Here is an 18,630-nt window from a genome sequence, read left to right as displayed (position 1 = left end):
CGCAGCTCGCGATGCGCCGCCCGTGCGGCGCTCGGTCTCCCAGGCGACACCCCCGTCATGGCATGCCCGTCAATCCGCCGACCCCGCCAGCTCCGCTAATTTCTCCCGCCGCCCATCCGTTCCCCTGAGTACATCCCCGGCCGCCAACCGCTGCCCGCCCATGTCCGCGGCGCAGTCGGCACGCCCCAACAGATACTGGCAGGAACACCCCATGACGGACGCCTTCGAACTCCCGCTCTCGCTGGTCCAGGCCCTGGCGCAACGCGCCGCGCAGACCCCGGACAGGATTGCCCTGCGCTTTCTCGCCGACGCCCCGCACGAGCAGGCTGTGCTCAGTTATCGGGAGCTCGACCAGCGCGCGCGCACCATCGCCGCCGCCCTGCAGGCACGCGCCAGCTTTGGTGACCGCGCGGTGTTGCTGTTTCCCAGTGGGCCGGATTACGTAGCGGCGTTCTTCGGCTGCCTGTACGCCGGCGTGATCGCAGTGCCGGCCTACCCGCCAGAGTCTGCCCGCCAGCACCACCAGCAACGCCTGCTGTCGATCATCGCCGACGCCGAGCCGCGCCTGCTGCTGACCGTGGCGGCGCTGCACGACAGCCTGCAGGGCCTGGAAGCACTTGCCGCCGAGGCGGCGCCCGCGTTGCTGGCAGTGGATGGCCTGGACCCCGCCCTGGCCGACACCTGGCAGGAACCTGCCCTCAGCAGCCAGGACATCGCCTTCCTGCAGTACACCTCCGGCTCCACCGCACTGCCCAAAGGCGTGCAGGTCAGCCATGGCAACCTGGTGGCCAACGAACACCTCATCCGCAGCGGCTTTGGCATCGACCTCAACCCCGACGACGTGATCGTCAGCTGGTTGCCGCTGTACCACGACATGGGCCTGATCGGCGGCCTGTTGCAGCCGATCTTCAGCGGAGTGCCTTGCGTACTGATGTCGCCCGGCTACTTCCTCGCCCGGCCCGTGCGCTGGTTGCAGGCCATCAGCGACTACGGCGGCACCATCAGCGGCGGCCCCGACTTTGCCTACCGCCTGTGCAGCGAGCGGGTCAGCGAGGCCTCGCTGGCCGGGCTCGACCTGAGCCGCTGGCGCGTGGCCTATTCGGGCTCCGAGCCGATCCGCCAGGACAGCCTGGCGAGCTTCGCCGACACCTTCAAGGCCTGCGGCTTCGACCCCCAGAGCTTCTTCGCCAGCTACGGCCTGGCCGAAGCAACCTTGTTCGTCAGCGGCAGGCGCCCCGGCCCGNNCGCCCGCGGCAGCCGCCGTGGCCAGGGTATCCCCGCGCTTGCGCTGGATGCCGACGCCTTGGCCGCCAACCGCGCCGAGCCCGGTACCGGCAGCGTGCTGATGAGTTGTGGCTTCCCGCAGCCGGGGCACGCGGTACGCATTGTCGAGCCNNGGGGAGCCGCAACAGCTGCAACGGCTGGGCGACAACCAGGTCGGGGAAATCTGGGCAGGCGGGCCGAGTATCGCCTCGGGCTACTGGCGTAACCCAGAAGCCAGCGCGCGCACCTTCGTCGAAATGGACGGGCAGACCTGGCTGCGGACCGGCGACCTGGGTTTCATGCGTGAAGGCGAGGTGTTCGTTACCGGGCGCCTGAAAGACATGTTGATCGTGCGTGGGCAGAACCTGTACCCGCAAGACCTGGAAAAAACCCTCGAGCGTGAAGTGCAGGCACTGCGCAAGGGCCGGGTGGCGGTGTTCGCCGTCGAGCATCAGGGCGAGGAGGGCATCGGCGTGGCGGTGGAGATCAGCCGCAGCGTGCAAAAGGCCACCCAACCACAAGCGCTGATCAACACCCTGCGCCAGGTCATCGCCGATGCCTGCCGCCAGGCGCCGGCGGTGGTGCTGCTGCTCAACCCGGGCGCGCTGCCGAAAACCTCCAGTGGCAAGCTGCAGCGTTCGGCCTGCCGCGTGCGCATGGCCGAGGGCAGCCTGGACTGCTATGCCCAATTCCCCGAGCCGAGCGCCGCTGCTGCCACCCAGGCATCAGGCGATGCCTTGCAGGCGCGCATCGCGGCGGTGTGGCGCGACACCCTCAAGGTGCAGGCAGTAGCGGCAGATGACCATTTCCTGTTGTTGGGCGGCAACTCCATCGCCGCTACCCAGGCCACGGCGCGGCTGGCCGACGAACTGGGCATCGACCTGGGCCTGCGCACCTTGTTCGAGGCGCCGGTGCTGGCTGACTACAGCAACGCGGTGGCGGCGCTCATCGGTGCAGGCGCTGCCCAGCCCGCAGCTATCGCGCCCCTGGCACGCGCCCAGGCGCTGCCCCAGTCGCTGGCGCAGAACCGCCTGTGGCTGTTGTGGCAACTGCAACCCCAATCGGCGGCCTACAACATTCCCGCCGGCCTGCACCTGCGTGGCGAACTGGACGCTAGCGCCCTGCAGGCCGCATTCCAGGCACTGGTGGCGCGCCACGAGTCGCTGCGTACCGTGTTCACTGAAGAAAACGGCCAGGCGCTGCAGCGTATTCTGCCGCAGCAGCCGTTCAGCCTGGCCCGCCTGGACCTCGCAGGCCAGACCCCCGAGCAGGTCGCCGCCCAGCGTGAGGTCGAGGCCTGCCAGCCGTTCGACCTGACGCAAGGCCCGTTGCTGCGTGTGACCCTGGCCCGGCTCGACGATGAAGACCATCAGCTCTGGGTGACCCTGCACCACATCGTGGCCGACGGCTGGTCGCTGAACATCCTGCTCGATGAATTCGCCAAATTGTATGCCGCTCAGTGCCAGGGCCTGGAGGCACCGTTGGCGCCGCTGCCCCTGGGCTACGCGGACTACGGCAACTGGCAGCGGCAGTGGCTGGCCGACGGCGAAGCCGAACGCCAACTGCAGTACTGGAAGGCCCAGCTCGGTGATGAACTGCCCGTGCTTGACCTGTGCACCGACCAACCCCGGGCCAACCAGCGCACATTCAGTGCTGCGCGTTTCAGCGTGAAGGTCCCCGCCACGCTCAGCCAAGCCCTCAAGGGCCTGGCGCAGGCGCAGCAGGCCAGCCTGTTCATGGTGCTGCTGGCCGGCTGGCAGGCACTGTTGCAGCGCTACAGCGGCCAGGCCGAGATCCGCGTCGGCGTGCCGAATGCCAACCGCCCGCGCCTGGAAACCCAGGGCATGGTCGGCTTCTTCATCAACACGCAGGTGCTGCGCGCGCAACTCGATGGCCGCATGCCGTTCAGCCAACTGCTGGCGCAGGTGCGCCAGGCCACGCTCCAGGCCCAGGCCCACCAGGACCTGCCGTTCGAGCAGTTGCTCGAGGCCTTGCCGCAAGCCCGCGAGCAGGGCCTGTTCCAGGTCATGTTCAACCACCAGCAACGCGACCTGTCGGCACTGCGCCGCCTGCCTGGCCTGCTGGCCGAAGAGTTGCCGTGGCACAGCCGTGAAGCCAAGTTCGACCTGCAGCTGCACAGTGAAGAGGACCACCAGGGCCGGTTGAGCCTGGCGTTCGACTATGCCGACGAACTGTTCGAGGCCAGCACCATCCAGCGCCTGGCCGGGCAGTTGCTGGCCCTGCTGGAGCAAGTGTGCGCCGCGCCCGACCTGGCCCTGGCCGAGGTGCAACTGCTCAACGAGGCGGGCCGGCGCCAGTTGTTGGGCTGGGGCCAGGCCGAAGCCGCCGCGCCGCAGCAACTGCTGGTCGAGCAACTCAACGAGCAGGCCCGCCTGACCCCGCAACGTACCGCCCTGGTATGGGCGGGTGGCAGCCTGGACTACGCCGAACTGCACCAGCAGGCCAACCGCCTGGCCCACTACCTGCGCGACAAAGGTGTCGGTCCTGACACGTGCGTCGCCATCGCCCTCGAGCGCTCGCCGCAACTGCTGGTCGGTTTGCTGGCCATTCTCAAGGCCGGCGGCGCCTACGTGCCGCTCGACGTGGATTACCCCGCCGAGCGCCTGGCGTACATGCTGGCCGATTGTGATGCTGGCCTGTTGCTCAGCCACAGCAGCCTGGTGGGCAAGCTGCCACAGGTCGATGGCGTCAGCACCATCGCCCTCGACCAGCTGCACCTGGACAGCTGGCCCAGCCAGGCCCCCGGCTTGCACCTGCAAGGTGACAACCTGGCCTACGTCATCTACACATCCGGCTCCACCGGCCAGCCCAAAGGCGTGGGCAATACTCACGCGGCGCTGGCCGAGCGTTTGCACTGGATGCAGGCCAGCTATGGGTTGGGCGACGAGGATGTGCTGCTGCAGAAAGCGCCGATCAGTTTCGACGTGTCGGTGTGGGAGTGCTTCTGGCCGTTGATCACCGGCAGCAAGCTGGTGCTCGCCGGCCCTGGCGAGCACCGCGACCCGCAGCGCATTGCGGCCCTGGTCCAGGCGCATGGCGTGACCACCCTGCATTTTGTGCCGCCACTGCTGCAGGTGTTTGTCCAGGAACCACAGGCCGCGGGCTGCGCCAGCCTGCGCCGGGTGTTTTCCGGGGGCGAGGCCTTGTCGGCGGCGCTGCGCGACCGGGTGCTGCAACTGCTGCCGCACGTGCAGCTGCACAACCGCTACGGCCCGACCGAAACCGCCATCAACGTCACCCACTGGCATTGCCAGGCCACGGACGGCGAGCGTTCGCCCATCGGCCGGCCGCTGGCCAACGTGCTGTGCCGGGTACTGGATGACGAACTCGAACTCACCGCACCCGGCGTGCCGGGTGAGTTGTACCTCGGCGGTGCGGGCTTGGCCCGTGGGTACCTGGGGCGCCCAGGGCTTACCGCCGAGCGTTTCGTACCCCAGGCCGATGGCAATGGCCAGCGCCTGTACCGCAGTGGTGACCGCGCCCGTTGGCAGGTTCAGCTGCAAGCGCTGGAATACCTCGGGCGTCTGGATCAGCAGGTGAAAGTACGGGGGTTGCGCGTTGAACCTGAAGAAGTCCAGGCCTGCCTGTTGGCGCAAGCGGGTGTCGAGCAGGCGCTGGTGCTGGTCCACAACGATGCGGTCGGCGCGCAACTGGTTGGCTACTACAGCGGCAGCGCCCAGGCCGAAGCCTTGTTGACGGTACTGGCCGAGCACCTGCCGGCGTACATGGTGCCGGCGCAGCTGATTGCCCTTGCGCACATGCCCCTGGGCCCCAGCGGCAAGGTCGACCGCAAGGCGCTGCCGGCCCCGGTGTGGCAGCAGCGTGAGCACGTCGAGCCGCAAACAGCACTGCAACAGCAGGTCGCTGGCATCTGGCGCGATGTACTGAACCTGCCCCGTGTGGGCCTGCGCGATGATTTCTTCGCCCTGGGCGGCCACTCGCTGCTGGCCACACAGATCGTTTCCCGCACGCGCCAGGCGTGCGACGTGGAGCTGCCGCTCAAGGCCCTGTTCGAGGCCAGCGAGCTGGGCGCATTCTGTGCCGAGGTAGCCCGCATCCAGGGCAATGGCCAGCGCAACCTGCAAGGGCAGATCGCCCGCGTCGACCGCCGCCAGGCGGTGCCGCTGTCTTATTCGCAACAGCGCATGTGGTTCCTCTGGCAAATGCAGCCCGACAGCCCGGCCTATAACGTGGGCGGCATGGCGCGCTTGCGCGGCACCTTGCACGTCGAGGCGTTCGAGCGAGCGCTGCATGCGCTGATCGTGCGTCACGAAGCCCTGCGTACAACGTTCCCCAGCATCGACGGGGTGCCCTACCAGTGCGTGGCCGAAGACAGCGGCCTGCACCTGCACTGGCAGGACTTCAGCGCCTTGCCCGGCGCTGCCCGTGCGCAACGCCTGCAACAGCTGGCTGACGACCAGGCGCACCAGCCGTTCGACCTTGAACGCGGCCCGCTGCTGCGCGCCTGCCTGGTCAAGGCCGCAGAGCGCGAGCACTTCTTCGTGCTGACCTTGCACCATATCGTGACCGAAGGCTGGGCCATGGACATCTTCGCCCGCGAGCTGGGTGAACTGTACGAGGCCTTTGTCGACGACCGCGAGTCGCCATTGGCGCCACTGCCGGTGCAGTACCTGGACTACAGCGTGTGGCAACGGCAATGGCTGGAAAGCGGCGAGGGCGCTCGCCAACTGGCCTACTGGCAAACGCGCCTGGGCACCGAGCACCCGGTGCTGGCGTTACCCGCCGACCGCCCACGCCCGGCGGTGCAAAGCCACCGGGGCGGGCTGTACCGCTTCGAGCTCGACCCGGCCCTGGTCGAGCGCGTACATGCCTTCAACAGCCAGCGTGGCCTGACCCTGTTCATGACCATGACGGCCACCCTGGCTGCCTTGCTGCACCGCTACAGTGGCCAGCGCGACCTGCGCATCGGTGCGCCGGTGGCCAACCGCATCCGCCCGGAAAGCGAAGGGCTGATCGGCGCCTTCCTCAATACCCAGGTGCTGCGCTGCGAACTGGATGGGCAGATGAGCGCCAGCGCCTTGCTGGAGCAGGTGCGCCAGGCTGCCATCGAAGGCCAGTCGCACCAGGACCTGCCGTTCGATCAACTGGTCGAGGCCCTGCAACCGCCACGCAGCAGTGCCTATAACCCGTTGTTCCAGGTGATGTGCAACGTGCAGCGCTGGGCCTTCCAGCAAAGCCGCAGCCTGGCCGGCATGCAGGTGGATTACCTGGTCAACGACGCCAGCGCCACCAAGTTCGACCTGTACCTGGAAGTGACCGACCTGGATGGCCGCCTGGGCTGCTGCCTGACCTACAGCCGTGACCTGTTCGATGAGCCGCGTATCGCGCGCATGGCCGAACACTGGCAACAGCTGCTGGTCGGGCTGCTCGACAACCCGCAACAGCGCCTGTGCGAGCTGCCGATGCTGAGCAGCAGCGAGCAGCAGCAACTGCTGGGCCAGTTGCAGGGCGACCCGCACTTGGGCCTCGGGCAGACCCTGCACGGGTTGTTCGCGGCCCAGGCCGCACGCGCGCCGCAGGCCGGGGCGCTGACCTTCGCCGGCCAGCACCTGAGCTATGCCGAGCTCGAGCAGCGCGCCAACCGCCTGGCCCGGGCCCTGCGCGAACGGGGTGTCGGGCCGCAGGTGCGGGTAGGCCTGGCGCTGCAGCGCTCGCTGGAAATGGTGGTTGGCCTGCTGGCCATCCTCAAGGCTGGCGGCGCCTATGTGCCACTGGACCCTGAATACCCGCTCGACCGCCTGCGCTACATGATCGAGGACAGCCGTATCGGCCTGCTGCTGAGCCAGCGCGAGCTGCTGCAAAGCCTGGGCGAATTGCCCGAAGGTGTGGCGCGCTGGAGCCTGGAAGACGACGCAGCCAGCCTGGCGGCCTACAGCGCTGCGCCGCTGGACAACCTCAGCCTGCCGCAGCACCAGGCTTACCTGATCTACACCTCCGGCTCCACCGGCAAACCCAAGGGCGTGGTCGTCAGTCATGGCGAATTCGCCATGCACTGCCAGGCCGTGAGCGCCGCGTTCGGCATGCGCAGCGACGATTGCGAGCTGCATTTCTATTCGATCAACTTCGACGCCGCCAGCGAGCGGCTGTGGGTGCCACTGTTGTGCGGTGCGCGGGTGGTGTTGCGTGCCCAGGGGCAGTGGGGTGCGGAGGAAATATGCCAATTGGTGCGTGAGCAGCAGGTGAGCATCCTTGGTTTTACCCCAAGCTACGGGAGCCAACTGGCGCAATACCTGGGCGGCCAGGGCGAGCAGCTGCCGGTTCGCCTGGTGATCACCGGTGGCGAGGCGCTGACCGGTGAGCACCTGCAGCGTATTCGCCAGGCATTCGCGCCCCAGCAGTTCTTCAATGCCTATGGGCCGACCGAGACCGTGGTCATGCCGCTGGCCTGCCTGGCCCCAGAGGTGCTGCCCGCAGCGCTGGGCAGTGTGCCGATCGGCCAGGTCATCGGCAGCCGCACGGCCTACATCCTCGACGAAGACCTGGCGCTGTTGCCGCAAGGGGGTATCGGTGAGCTGTATGTCGGCGGCGCCGGCCTGGCCCAGGGCTACCACGATCGCCCGGGCCTGAGCGCCGAGCGCTTCGTTGCCGACCCGTTCGGCAGCGCAGGTGGGCGCCTGTACCGCACCGGTGACCTGGTACGCCTGGGCGCCGATGGCCTGGTCGAGTATGTTGGCCGCGCCGACCAGCAAGTGAAAATTCGCGGTTTCCGCATCGAACTGGGCGAGATCGAAAGCCGTCTGCAGGCACACGCCGATGTCGACGAGGCAGTGGTACTGGCCCTCGACCTGCCAGGCGGCAAGCAGCTGGTGGGCTACCTGGTGTGCCAGCAGGCCGCAGCCGACAACGAGGTGCAGCACCGCCTGCGCGAAGCCGTGAAGGCCGAGGCCCGCCAGCACTTGCCAGACTACATGGTGCCTGCGCACCTGGTGCTGCTTGACAGCCTGCCGCTGATGGGCAACGGCAAGCTCGACCGCCGCGCCCTGCCGCTACCGGACCTTGAGCAAGCCCGCCAGCACTACCAGGCCCCTGGCGATGACGTGCAAGCTCGGCTGGCGCAGATCTGGGGCGAGGTGCTCAACGTCGCCCAGGTGGGGGTGCAGGACAACTTCTTCGAACTGGGCGGCGATTCGATCCTGTCGATCCAGGTGGTCAGCCGGGCGCGGCAGGCCGGTCTGCAGTTCACGCCACGCGACCTGTTCCAGCACCAGACCATCCAGACGCTGGCCGCTGTGGCAAGGCAGAGCGAAGCGCACAGCAGCATCGACCAGGGGCTGCGCGAGGGCCAGGTTGGCCTGACGCCGATCCAGCACTGGTTCTTCGACAGCGAGGTGCCGCAGCCACAGCATTGGAACCAGGCGCTGCTGCTGGCGCTGCGCCAGCCGCTGGATAAAGCCACGCTGGAGCAGGCGCTGGCCGCGCTGGTGCAGCATCACGACAGCCTGCGCCTGCGTTTCAGTGCCGCCGCGGGCCGTTGGCAGGCTGCCTACACCCAGCCGGCTGAGGATCAGCTGTTGTGGGCTGCCACCGTCGCCGATTTTGCCGATTGCCAGGCGTTGTACAGCGATGTGCAGCGCAGCCTCGACCTGCAGCAGGGCCCGCTGCTGCGCGGCCTGCTGGTGACGGACGGCCAGGGCCACCAGCGCCTGCTGCTGGCGATTCACCACCTGCTGGTCGATGGTGTGTCCTGGCGTGTGCTGCTGGAAGACTTGCAGGCGCTGTACCGTGGCCAGCCACTGCCCGCCAAGACCCATGCCATGGGCGACTGGGCCGCGCGCCTGGCCAGCTATGCCGGCAGCGATTCGTTGCGTGACGAGCTGGGCTGGTGGCAAAGCCAACTGGGGGGTGCCCGCCGTGAGCTGCCCTGCGATCACCCGCAGGGCGGTAACCTGCACCGCCACGCGCTAACCCTGACGACCGGCCTGAACGCCGAGCAGACCCGGCAGTTGCTGCAACAGGCCCCGGCTGCCTACCACACGCAGGTCAACGACCTGCTGCTGACCGCGCTGGCGCGGGCCATGTGCCGCTGGAGTGGGGACGACAGCGTGCTGGTGCAGCTGGAAGGCCATGGCCGCGATGGGCTGTTCGAGGATATGGACCTGACCCGCAGCGTGGGCTGGTTCACCAATGCCTACCCGTTGAGCCTGCGCCCGGTGCCCGGTGAGGATGACGCCGCGCGGGCAGGCTCGATCAAACGCATCAAGGAGCAGCTGCGCCAGGTGCCGCACAAAGGCCTGGGTTACGGCGTGCTGCGCTACCTGGCAGACGACGCCGGGCGCGAGCAGATGGCGGCGTTGCCGCAGGCACGCATTACCTTCAATTACCTGGGCCAGTTCGACCAGCAGTTCGACAGCGCGGCGCTGTTCCAGCCGCTGGATGCCCCGGCCGGCCTGGCCCACGACCCCGACGCGCCGCTGCCCAACTGGCTGAGTGTCGATGGCCAGGTGTATGGCGGCGCCCTGCAGCTGCGCTGGACCTTCAGCGCCGAACGCTACGACAGGCAGACCATTGCCGCGCTGGCCGAAGCCTACCGCCTGGAGCTGCTGGCATTGGTGGAGCATTGCCTGGCCGAGGGCAATGGTAGTTTCACCCCTTCGGATTTCCCGCTGGCGCACCTGACGCAAGCGCAGATCGACGCCCTGCCGGTGCCGGCAGCGCAGATCGAGGACGTGTACCCGCTGAGCCCGATGCAGGAGGGCATGCTGCTGCATACCCTGCTGGAGCCGGGCACCGGCCTGTACTACATGCAGGACCGCTACCGCATCAACAGTGCGCTGGACCCCAATCGCTTCGCCCAGGCCTGGCAGGTCGTGGTGGCGCGCCACGAAGCACTGCGCGCCTCGTTCAGCTGGAACAGCGGTGAGGCGATGTTGCAGATCATTCACAAACCGGGCGACCTGGCCGTCGACTATCAGGACTGGCGCGGGCTTGCCGAGGCTGCGCAGGAGCAACGCCTGCAAGCCTTGCACAAGCAGGAGCGCGAGGCGGGCTTCGCCTTGCTCAGCGAGGCACCGTTCCACCTGCGCCTGGTGCGCGTGGCAGACGAGCGCTACTGGTTCATGATGAGCAACCACCACATCCTGATCGATGCCTGGTGCCGCTCGCTGTTGATGAACGACTTCTTCGAGGTTTACCAGGCACTTGGCGAGGGCCGCCAGGCGCAGTTGCCGGTGCCGCCGCGCTACCGCGACTACATTGGCTGGCTGCAACGCCAGGGGCTGGACGATGCGCGGGCCTGGTGGCAGGCCAACCTGGCCGGGTTCGAGCGCGCCACGGCGCTGCCCAGTGACCGCCCATTGCGCCATGACCATGCCGGCAGCGGCATGGTCGTGGGCGACTGCCATACCCGCTTGCAGGTGAGCGAGGGCGTGCGCCTGCGCGAACTGGCGCAGGCGCACCAGCTGACCGTCAACACCTTTGCCCAGGCGGCCTGGGCGCTGCTGCTGGCGCGTTACAGTGGCGAGCGTGACGTGGCCTTTGGCGTGACCGTGGCCGGCCGCCCGGTCAGCATGCCGCAGATGCAGCGCACCGTGGGCCTGTTCATCAACAGCGTCGCGTTGCGCGTGCGCCTGCCGCTGGCCGGGGAGCGTTGCAGCGTGCGCCAGTGGTTGCACAGCCTGCTGCAAAGCAACATGGAGCTGCGCGAGTACGAGTACCTGCCCTTGGTGGCGATCCAGGAGTGCAGCCAACTGCCCAAGGGCCAGCCGCTGTTCGACAGCTTGTTCGTGTTCGAGAACGCCCCGGTGGAAACCGCCGTGCTCGACCATGCGCAGCACCTGAACGCCAGCTCCGACTCGGGCCGTACCCACACCAACTTCCCGCTCACGGCGGTGTGCTACCCCGGCGATGACCTGGGCCTGCACCTGTCGTTCGACCAGCGCTACTTCGACTACCCGACCGTCGAGCGCCTGCTGGCCGAGTTCAAGCGGCTGTTGCTGGCGCTGGTAGAGGGCTTTGCCGGGGAGGTGAGCGAACTGCCGTTGCTGGGCGCCGAAGAACAGCGCTTCCTGCTGGAAGACTGCAACAGCACCGGGCGGGCTTATCCGCTGGAGCAAAGCTACGTTGCCCAGTTCGAAGCGCAAGTGGCCGCGCACCCGCAGCGCGTGGTTGCCCGCTGCCTGCAAGCCGCCTACGACTATGCCGGTCTGAACCTGGCCGCCAACCGCCTGGGCCACGCACTGATCCTGGCCGGCGTGAAGGTCGACCAGCCGGTGGCGCTGCTGGCCGAGCGCGGCTTGCCGCTGCTGGGCATGATCGTCGGCAGCTTCAAGGCCGGCGCCGGCTACCCGCCGCCGGGCCCCCGCCCGCCCCCCTGCCGCTGGACCCTGGCCTGCCGGCGGCGCGCCTGCAAAGCATCATCGAGCTCAGCCGCACGCCGGTGCTGGTGTGCAGTGCCGCCTGTGCCGAGCAAGGGCGGCAACTGTTGAGTGCGCTGCCCACGCAGGCGCGCCCGCAACTGCTGGTGTGGGAGGAAATCCAGGCCAGCCAGGTCGCCAGCCACAACCCTGGGATTCACAGCGGGCCGGACAACCTGGCCTACGTGATCTACACCTCAGGTTCCACCGGCCTGCCCAAAGGCGTGATGGTCGAGCAGCGCGGCATGCTCAACAACCAGTTGAGCAAGGTGCCTTACCTGGGCCTCAGCGAGCAGGATGTGATAGCCCAGACGGCGTCGCAGAGTTTCGACATTTCCGTGTGGCAGTTCCTGGCTGCGCCGCTGTTCGGGGCTACCGTGCAGATCGTGCCGAACGCCATCGCCCATGATCCGCAGGGCCTGCTGGCGCATGTGCAGGCCAGTGGCATCACCGTGCTGGAAAGCGTGCCATCGCTGATCCAGGGCATGCTGGCCAACGACCACCAGGCGCTCGATAGCCTGCGCTGGATGCTGCCAACCGGCGAGGCCATGCCACCGGAGCTGGCCGCGCAGTGGCTGCAGCGCTACACGCAGGTGGGGCTGGTGAACGCCTATGGCCCGGCGGAGTGCTCGGATGACGTGGCGTTCTTCCGGGTCGATGCCGCCTCGACTCAAGGCGCCTATTTGCCGATCGGCACGCCAACCGACAACAACCGCCTGTACCTGTGCGGGGACGATCAGGCACTGGTGCCGCTGGGCGCGGTGGGTGAACTGTGCGTGGCTGGCACCGGCGTTGGCCGTGGCTACGTTGGCGACCCGGTGCGCACGGCACTGGCGTTCATCCCGCACCCGTACGGTGCGCCGGGCGAGCGTCTGTACCGTACTGGCGACCTGGCGCGGCAGCGCCCGGACGGTGTGCTGGAGTACGTTGGGCGCATCGACCACCAAGTGAAAATTCGCGGTTATCGTATCGAGTTGGGCGAGATCGAGGCGCGCCTGCACGAACAGGCACAAATCCGCGATGCTGCCGTGGGGGTGCAGGAGGGTGCCAATGGCAAGCACTTGGTCGGTTACCTGGTTGCGCACCAGGGCATTGCCGGGGACGCTGAATTGCTGGAGCGGATCAAGCAACGCCTGCGCGCCGAGTTGCCGGAGTACATGGTGCCGTTGCACTGGGGCTGGTTCGACAGCCTGCCGCACAATGCCAACGGCAAGCTGGACCGCAAGGCCCTGCCCGCCATCGACATCGGCGGCCAGCGCGGCCAGGCCTACCAGGCACCGCGCAATGAGCTGGAAGACGTACTGGCGGGTATCTGGGCCGATGTGCTCAAGGCTGAGCGGGTCGGGGTGCACGACAACTTCTTCGAGTTGGGCGGGCACTCGTTGCTGGCCACGCAGATAGCCTCGCGGGTGCAGAAGCAGTTGCAGTTGAACGTGCCGCTGAGGGCGATGTTCGAGTGCAGCACCGTGGCGGAGCTGGCGGAGTATGTGCAGGGGCTGCAGGGCAGTGCACTGGATGACGACAAGGTCGATCGGCTAAGTGACCTGATGGCGGAGCTGGAGGGATTGTAAACCGCAGGCTATGCCCCCCCCGCCAATGTCTGGCGGCGGGGGCGCGCCATGCAAACTAGATGACTGGATTTACATCGCAGCGTTGATGAAAGCTTCATCATAGGACTTTGCGCTGTAGCGGGTCAGAAACGCTTCACCATTCCCGAACGGCTCGATGCGCTGGTGTGCAAGCATGTAGAACCGGTGGCAGTTCGTTACGATTTCTTCGGTGTGGTGAGACGATACCAACACGCTGGCCCCATCTGCACACGCATTCTTTATGCCCAGCCAGATGTAGTGTCGAAACTCAGGGTCTATGCCGGCGGTCGGTTCGTCGAGGATAATCAGGTCACCACCCATGAGCAGTAGTGTGAGGGTGATGAAACTGCGGATTTCGCCGTAACTGCAGGTCGATGCCTTTTTCTCAGAGAGGTTGGCGTAGCGCTTTGACAACGCAGGCGACCACTGGCAGAGGCGCGCAAGGGCCTGATGGTGACTGGGTGCCGATGTTGAATTCAACTGGGTGATCAGTTCATAGGCCTCGCCCATTTTCAGCAGCGGCGGTGGCGTTAGTACTTGCGTCAGGTAAAGCTGGCACTTGGAAACGTTGATGATATTGCCTTGGCTAGGCTTTCTGACATTGCATATCAAATCGAAAAGTGTCGTTTTGCCCGCGCCGTTGCATCCCAGTATTCCGACTGCCTCACCTTCGCTTAGGCTCAGCGAGATATTCTGGAGAAGCGGCGTGTCGGGGTGGGAAAAGCTGAGTTTGTCGAGCGTCAGAAGATTCATTCAATATCGACTCCAGATGGGTTGGATTCTGAATAACTTCGCTGTGACATAAAACCCTATTGCTGAGGCAGCAACGGCTGCAGAGAAGCTCACGCTGAGTGATAGCTGCCCATTGATGATGTTTGCGCTCAAGTAAAGCGGATTGATCGCGCCGAGCCAGTGCGAGGTGTTGGAAGGTGCGCTACCCAGGTAACCAGAAAAGAGCATGAGAAACGAAAGGAATGAAAATACCGTGCCGGCGGTACTGAACCTGATCGGCAGCGCAGCAATGGCCAGGCCTATGCAGGAAAATAGTAAATAGCTTGTGTAGAAAGCCGCTGTGAGATGCAGGAATTCTGGCAGCGAGTAGGGGCCGTACAGTGGCTTGGTGATGATATAGAAGGCGCTTGAATACAGCAGGCTGATCACGCTATAGCTGAGGGCATGTGACGTCAGGAACAGCGTGATGGCCTCCCGTCGGTAGATGAATGAACGGACAAAACCGCTCTCCCGTCTGCCAATCAAGTAGAAGCTCAGGCCGAAAAAGGCGACGTTTGCGGAGATGTAGGCGTAAAACCAGGCCGCGGAGTGCGTATAACTGGAAGCTGAGAGGCCCGTAAATGAAGCGTTCTGCTTCATGATCATGAACATCATGCACGGTGCTACTGCAGTCCACAGCAGTGCGGTAGGTTCTCTCAAGTGCTCAACGAGTAGTAGCCTGGCGACCGAAATTATTCTTCTTGTTCGTCTCATGGTATGCACCCTTCGGAGGTCATGAAGAAGACATTACGCCTGGTGCTATTTTGGAACCAAGCCCTCATGTACGGCGGTTGGGCGCTGAATGTCTGCTGCGAAATCTTTTATTGTCAGGATTGAGGGGTGTCAAGTTTTTCCGCTGAATATTCAGTTTCTAGGAGTAGGTGCGTTTGTTGAGGTGGTGATGCTTGTTGTGAGGGGCGTCTGAAGGATGTTTCTGACAATTAATTGATTAGTGGTATTGAGCGGGGCTTTTCAGTTTTTGGTGTGGGCCGTTTCCTGCTGGCTTGTAAGGCGTGTAGAAATTTTTATTATGAATACTCTATTTGAGATGAGCGGTATCGATAGTTCTGGTGCGCAATTAAGTGTTACAAGGAATAGCTTTTTTGCCGAATTCTAGATCGAGCACCGTGCGGGCGGCGCTCGCTATTTACAGCACTCACCTCAGGCGCTAGCGCTTGCCAAGAATCTTCCCAAGCATCTCCGGCCGTGGTGCGCCTTGCTGGCTCTGCAGCTGACCCTGGTCATCCTGGTAGAAAATCGCTGGGGTGGCCTGCAACCCCATCTCTTCCATCAACGCCATGTTTGCCGCCAACTTTTGCTGAACCGCCGGCGGCACCTGCTTCAGCGCTGTCAGGGTGCTGGCCTTGCCGGCCTTCTCATGCGCGTGCAAAGCCTTGGCCGGGTCTTGTGCCGCCAGCAGGGCGGCCGACTTGCCTGGGCTGTCTTCGCGGATGATGCCGACCATGATGTGGCGCAACTGCACCTTGCCCGACTCGACCCAAGGCCGTGCCTGTTCCCAGAACATGTTGCAGTACGGGCAGTTGGGGTCGCTGAACAGGTACACCTTGCGCGGTGCATCGTCCCTGCCATCGGCGATCCAGGCGGTTTTCTCCATCTTCGCCCAGATTTCCTTGCTCATCGGCGCATACACCAGCTTTTCCAGCGGCTCTGCGCTCAGGTCCTTGCCCTGTTCGTCGAACAGGTTGCCGACCAGTACGTGCTTGCCGTCGGGCGTCAGGTACAGGGCCAGGGCGTTGTTCTGGTACTCGGCGGCGTAACCGCGCAGGCCGTTGGGGGCGTCGAAGCTGCCTTTGATCACGGCACCCTTGGCTTGCAGTTGCTGAACCGCCTTGGGCAGCTCTTCGGCCTGCAAGGCGGGGGCGGCCAGCAGGGCCAGGGACAGGGGCAACAGTGCAGTCAATCGCATTTCAGTTTCCTTGTGCGGCAGGGGCGGGCGCAGCGGCCCGCTCGAAAGGTTCCAGGGCATGGCGCAGGCTGGCCCGGGACAACTCCCCCAGGTGGCTACCGACCAACCGCCCCTGGGCGTCATAGAACAGCGTGGTGGGCAGGGCCATCGAACCGACGCGTTGGGCCAGCAGGCCGGTGCCGTCGAACAGCACGTGGGTCAGGCTCAGGCCGGTGGTGGCGAGGAAGGTGCTGACGTTTTCCGGGGTTTCGCCCTGGTTGACGAACAGGAAGGTCACGTTCGGGTATTCGCTCTGCGCCTGCTGCAGCACCGGCATTTCGCGCCGGCAGGGTGGGCACCAGGTGGCCCAGAGGTTGATCACCAGCGGTGTACCGCGGTAGCTGTGCAGCGCCACGGGCTGGCCGCCGGCATTGCGCAGGTTCAGTTCGGGGAGTTCGGTGCCCTTGCTGTACAAGTGCCCGCCAAAGCTGGCCAGGCCCCAGAACAGCGCGCCGCTGAACAGCGCCCAGCCCAGCGGGCGGCGCAGGCCTGGGTGGCGCCAGCCCTGCCACAGGGCACCGCCCACGATACCCGCCAGGCCCGACCAGAACAGAAAGCCGCCATCACGGATGTCGATGATTTGCAGCGGATCGTCCCGGTACATCGGCCAGTACGCCAGCACGAACCCCGCCCGCGCGCTGAGCAAACCAAGCAGAAACAGGTTGAACAGCGCCGACTCCGGGCTTTCACCGCCGCGCCGTGCGACCCACCAGCCGACCACGCTGGCGATCACCAGCGCGGTGAGCATGAGCAGGTGGTTCAGGGCCATGGTCAGCGGCCCCAGGGTCACGGTGAGCATCAGCCTTGGCTCCTGGTCTGGGCCCAGTGTTGCTGGAACGCGGCGGCGTCCACTTCACCGGTGATGCGCCGCGCGCGGCGCTCTTCGCCTTCTGGGCCGATCCAGATGATGCTGGGCGGGCCCGGTACCTGGTAGCGTTGTAGCAGCGCTTTGCTGGCGGGGCTGTTGGCGGTCACGTCCAGCCGCAGCAGGTGCACACCGGCCAGCCCGGCCTGCACGTCGCTGCGGCTGAACACTTGTTTTTCCATCACTTTGCACGACACGCACCAGTCGGCGTAGTAGTCGAGCATGACCCATTGCCCGCGAGACTTGGCGGCATCGAGTTCGCGTTGCAGGTCTTCTGGGCGGCTGACGGTGACGAAGCTGTCCTCGGCATGCGCAGCAGTGGCTGGCGCGGCTGCCCCCCCGGCGAATGGGCGCAGGGGTTGCCAGAGGTCGTCGCCGCCGGCTGCCGCGCCGACCAACAGCAAGCCCCCCCACAGCGCCCCCAGCAGCGGCACTGCGCGCAGTGCCGGCAACCGCTGCAGGGCCGGCCAGGCTGCCCAGGCCAGGGCGACCAGCCAGGCACCGGCGAGTGCCAGCAGCAGGCTGGCCGGCAGCAGGCTGCGCACGGTGTACAGCGCCATGGCCAGGAACACGAAGCCGAATACCGCCTTTACCCGGTCCATCCAGGCGCCCGGGCGTGGCAGGTAGCGGTTGCCCAGGGTGACCAGCAACAGCAGCGGCACGCCCATGCCCAGGCCAAGGGCAAACAGCACCAGCGCGCCTTGCAGCACATCGCCGCTTTGCGCGATGTACAGCAGCGCCCCGGCCAGAGGCGCGGTCATGCAGGGGCCCAGCAGCAACCCGGACAACGCGCCCAGCAAGGCCGCACCATACAGGTTGCCGCCGCGGGTGCCTCGCCCGGCCCGGTCGAGACGATCACGCAGGGCGGCGGGCAACTGCAGTTCGAAGGCGCCGAACATCGGCAGGGCAAGGATGATGAACAGCCCCGCCAGGCTGCCCAGCAGCCAGGGTTGTTGCAGCCAGGCTTGCAGGCTGGCGCCTAGCAGCGCGGCGACCACGCCCAGGGCGGCGTAGACCAGGGCCATGCTCAGTACGTAGACCCCGGCCAGCAGCCAACCGCGGCGGGCGCTGGCACCGTTGCCCAACACCAGCCCGGCGAGAATCGGCAGCATCGGCAGCGAGCAGGGGGTAAAGGCCAGCAACAGGCCCAGGCCGAAGAAGGCCAGCAGGCTCCAGACCAGGTGCCCCTGTTGCAGGCCGCTGGCCAAGGCCTGGTCGCTGGCTTGTTCGGCGGCCGGCGCTACGCTGCCGCCCAGGTCGATGCTGGTGGTTTGTGGCGGGTAGCACAGGCCGGCGTCGGCGCAGCCCTGCCAGCCCAGGCGCAACTGGCCCTGGGCGTTGGCCGGCAGCAGCAGTTCAAGCTGGTCACGGTACACCGCGCTGTCGCCGAAGAACTCGTCGTGGTGGTTGAGTGCCGGCGGCAATTGCGGCTGTTGATCGCTCGGCAGGCCATCGAATTTGAGGCGCTTCTGATACAGGTAGTAGCCCGGCTTGATCTGGAAGTACAGGCGCATCTGGCCGTCGGCCTGGCGGTCGTGGGTCAGTACGAAGGCCTGCTCGACCGGCAGGAAATCGGGTTTGACGTCGAACGGGTTGGCTTGCAGGGGGCCAGCCAGTAGCAGTGTCAGGAAGAGCAGGAGAACGCGCATGTCTTCGCCTTGGCAGATCGGGGAATGGGGCCATGCTGGCTGGGGTTGATTAAATGAAGGTTAACGGCGGTTTTGAAGAGGGTGTGAGGGTTTTCGGTGTTTGACGGGGGATTTGCAGCGCCTGTGAGATCGA

At 65.9% G+C, this 18,630-nt stretch carries 5 protein-coding genes and 1 pseudogene; 1 reads left to right on the top strand and 5 read right to left on the bottom strand.

Annotated elements, in window-relative coordinates; translation table 11 throughout:
• The first annotated feature begins 211 nt into the window (after positions 1-211).
• Positions 212-13,228, top strand: a pseudogene (locus tag G1E_RS29655) (non-ribosomal peptide synthetase).
• 69 nt (positions 13,229-13,297) lie between these two features.
• On the opposite strand, the gene G1E_RS18295 reads toward G1E_RS29655, so the two are convergent.
• The 5 genes from G1E_RS18295 to dsbD form a co-directional block, all read right to left on the bottom strand.
• Positions 13,298-13,999, bottom strand: coding sequence for an ATP-binding cassette domain-containing protein (locus tag G1E_RS18295; RefSeq protein ID WP_009684805.1), 702 nt, complete (start codon positions 13,997-13,999; stop codon positions 13,298-13,300).
• Positions 14,000-14,731, bottom strand: a complete 732-nt coding sequence (locus G1E_RS18290; protein ID WP_033690766.1) for an ABC transporter permease — start codon at positions 14,729-14,731, stop codon at positions 14,000-14,002. It abuts the gene before it with no gap.
• A 454-nt stretch (positions 14,732-15,185) separates the two neighbouring features.
• The gene (gene dsbG, locus G1E_RS18285; RefSeq protein WP_009684803.1) at positions 15,186-15,944 is read right to left on the bottom strand and encodes a thiol:disulfide interchange protein DsbG; all 759 of its coding nucleotides are present in this window, start codon (positions 15,942-15,944) and stop codon (positions 15,186-15,188) included.
• Position 15,945: 1 nt separating this feature from the next.
• Positions 15,946-16,782, bottom strand: coding sequence for a TlpA disulfide reductase family protein (locus G1E_RS18280; protein ID WP_009684802.1), 837 nt, complete (start codon positions 16,780-16,782; stop codon positions 15,946-15,948).
• Complete coding sequence (gene dsbD, locus G1E_RS18275) at positions 16,782-18,497, bottom strand: protein-disulfide reductase DsbD (RefSeq protein WP_009684801.1); 1,716 nt, start codon at positions 18,495-18,497, stop codon at positions 16,782-16,784. Before dsbD ends, G1E_RS18280 begins: the two co-directional genes overlap by 1 nt.
• Between the last annotated feature and the right edge of the window lie 133 nt (positions 18,498-18,630).

The organism is Pseudomonas sp. TJI-51, from assembly GCF_000190455.2.
Taxonomy (GTDB): domain Bacteria; phylum Pseudomonadota; class Gammaproteobacteria; order Pseudomonadales; family Pseudomonadaceae; genus Aquipseudomonas; species Aquipseudomonas juntendi.
The sequence above is the reverse complement of the archived record's forward strand: the minus strand, read 5'-3'. Positions and strand labels throughout refer to the sequence as shown.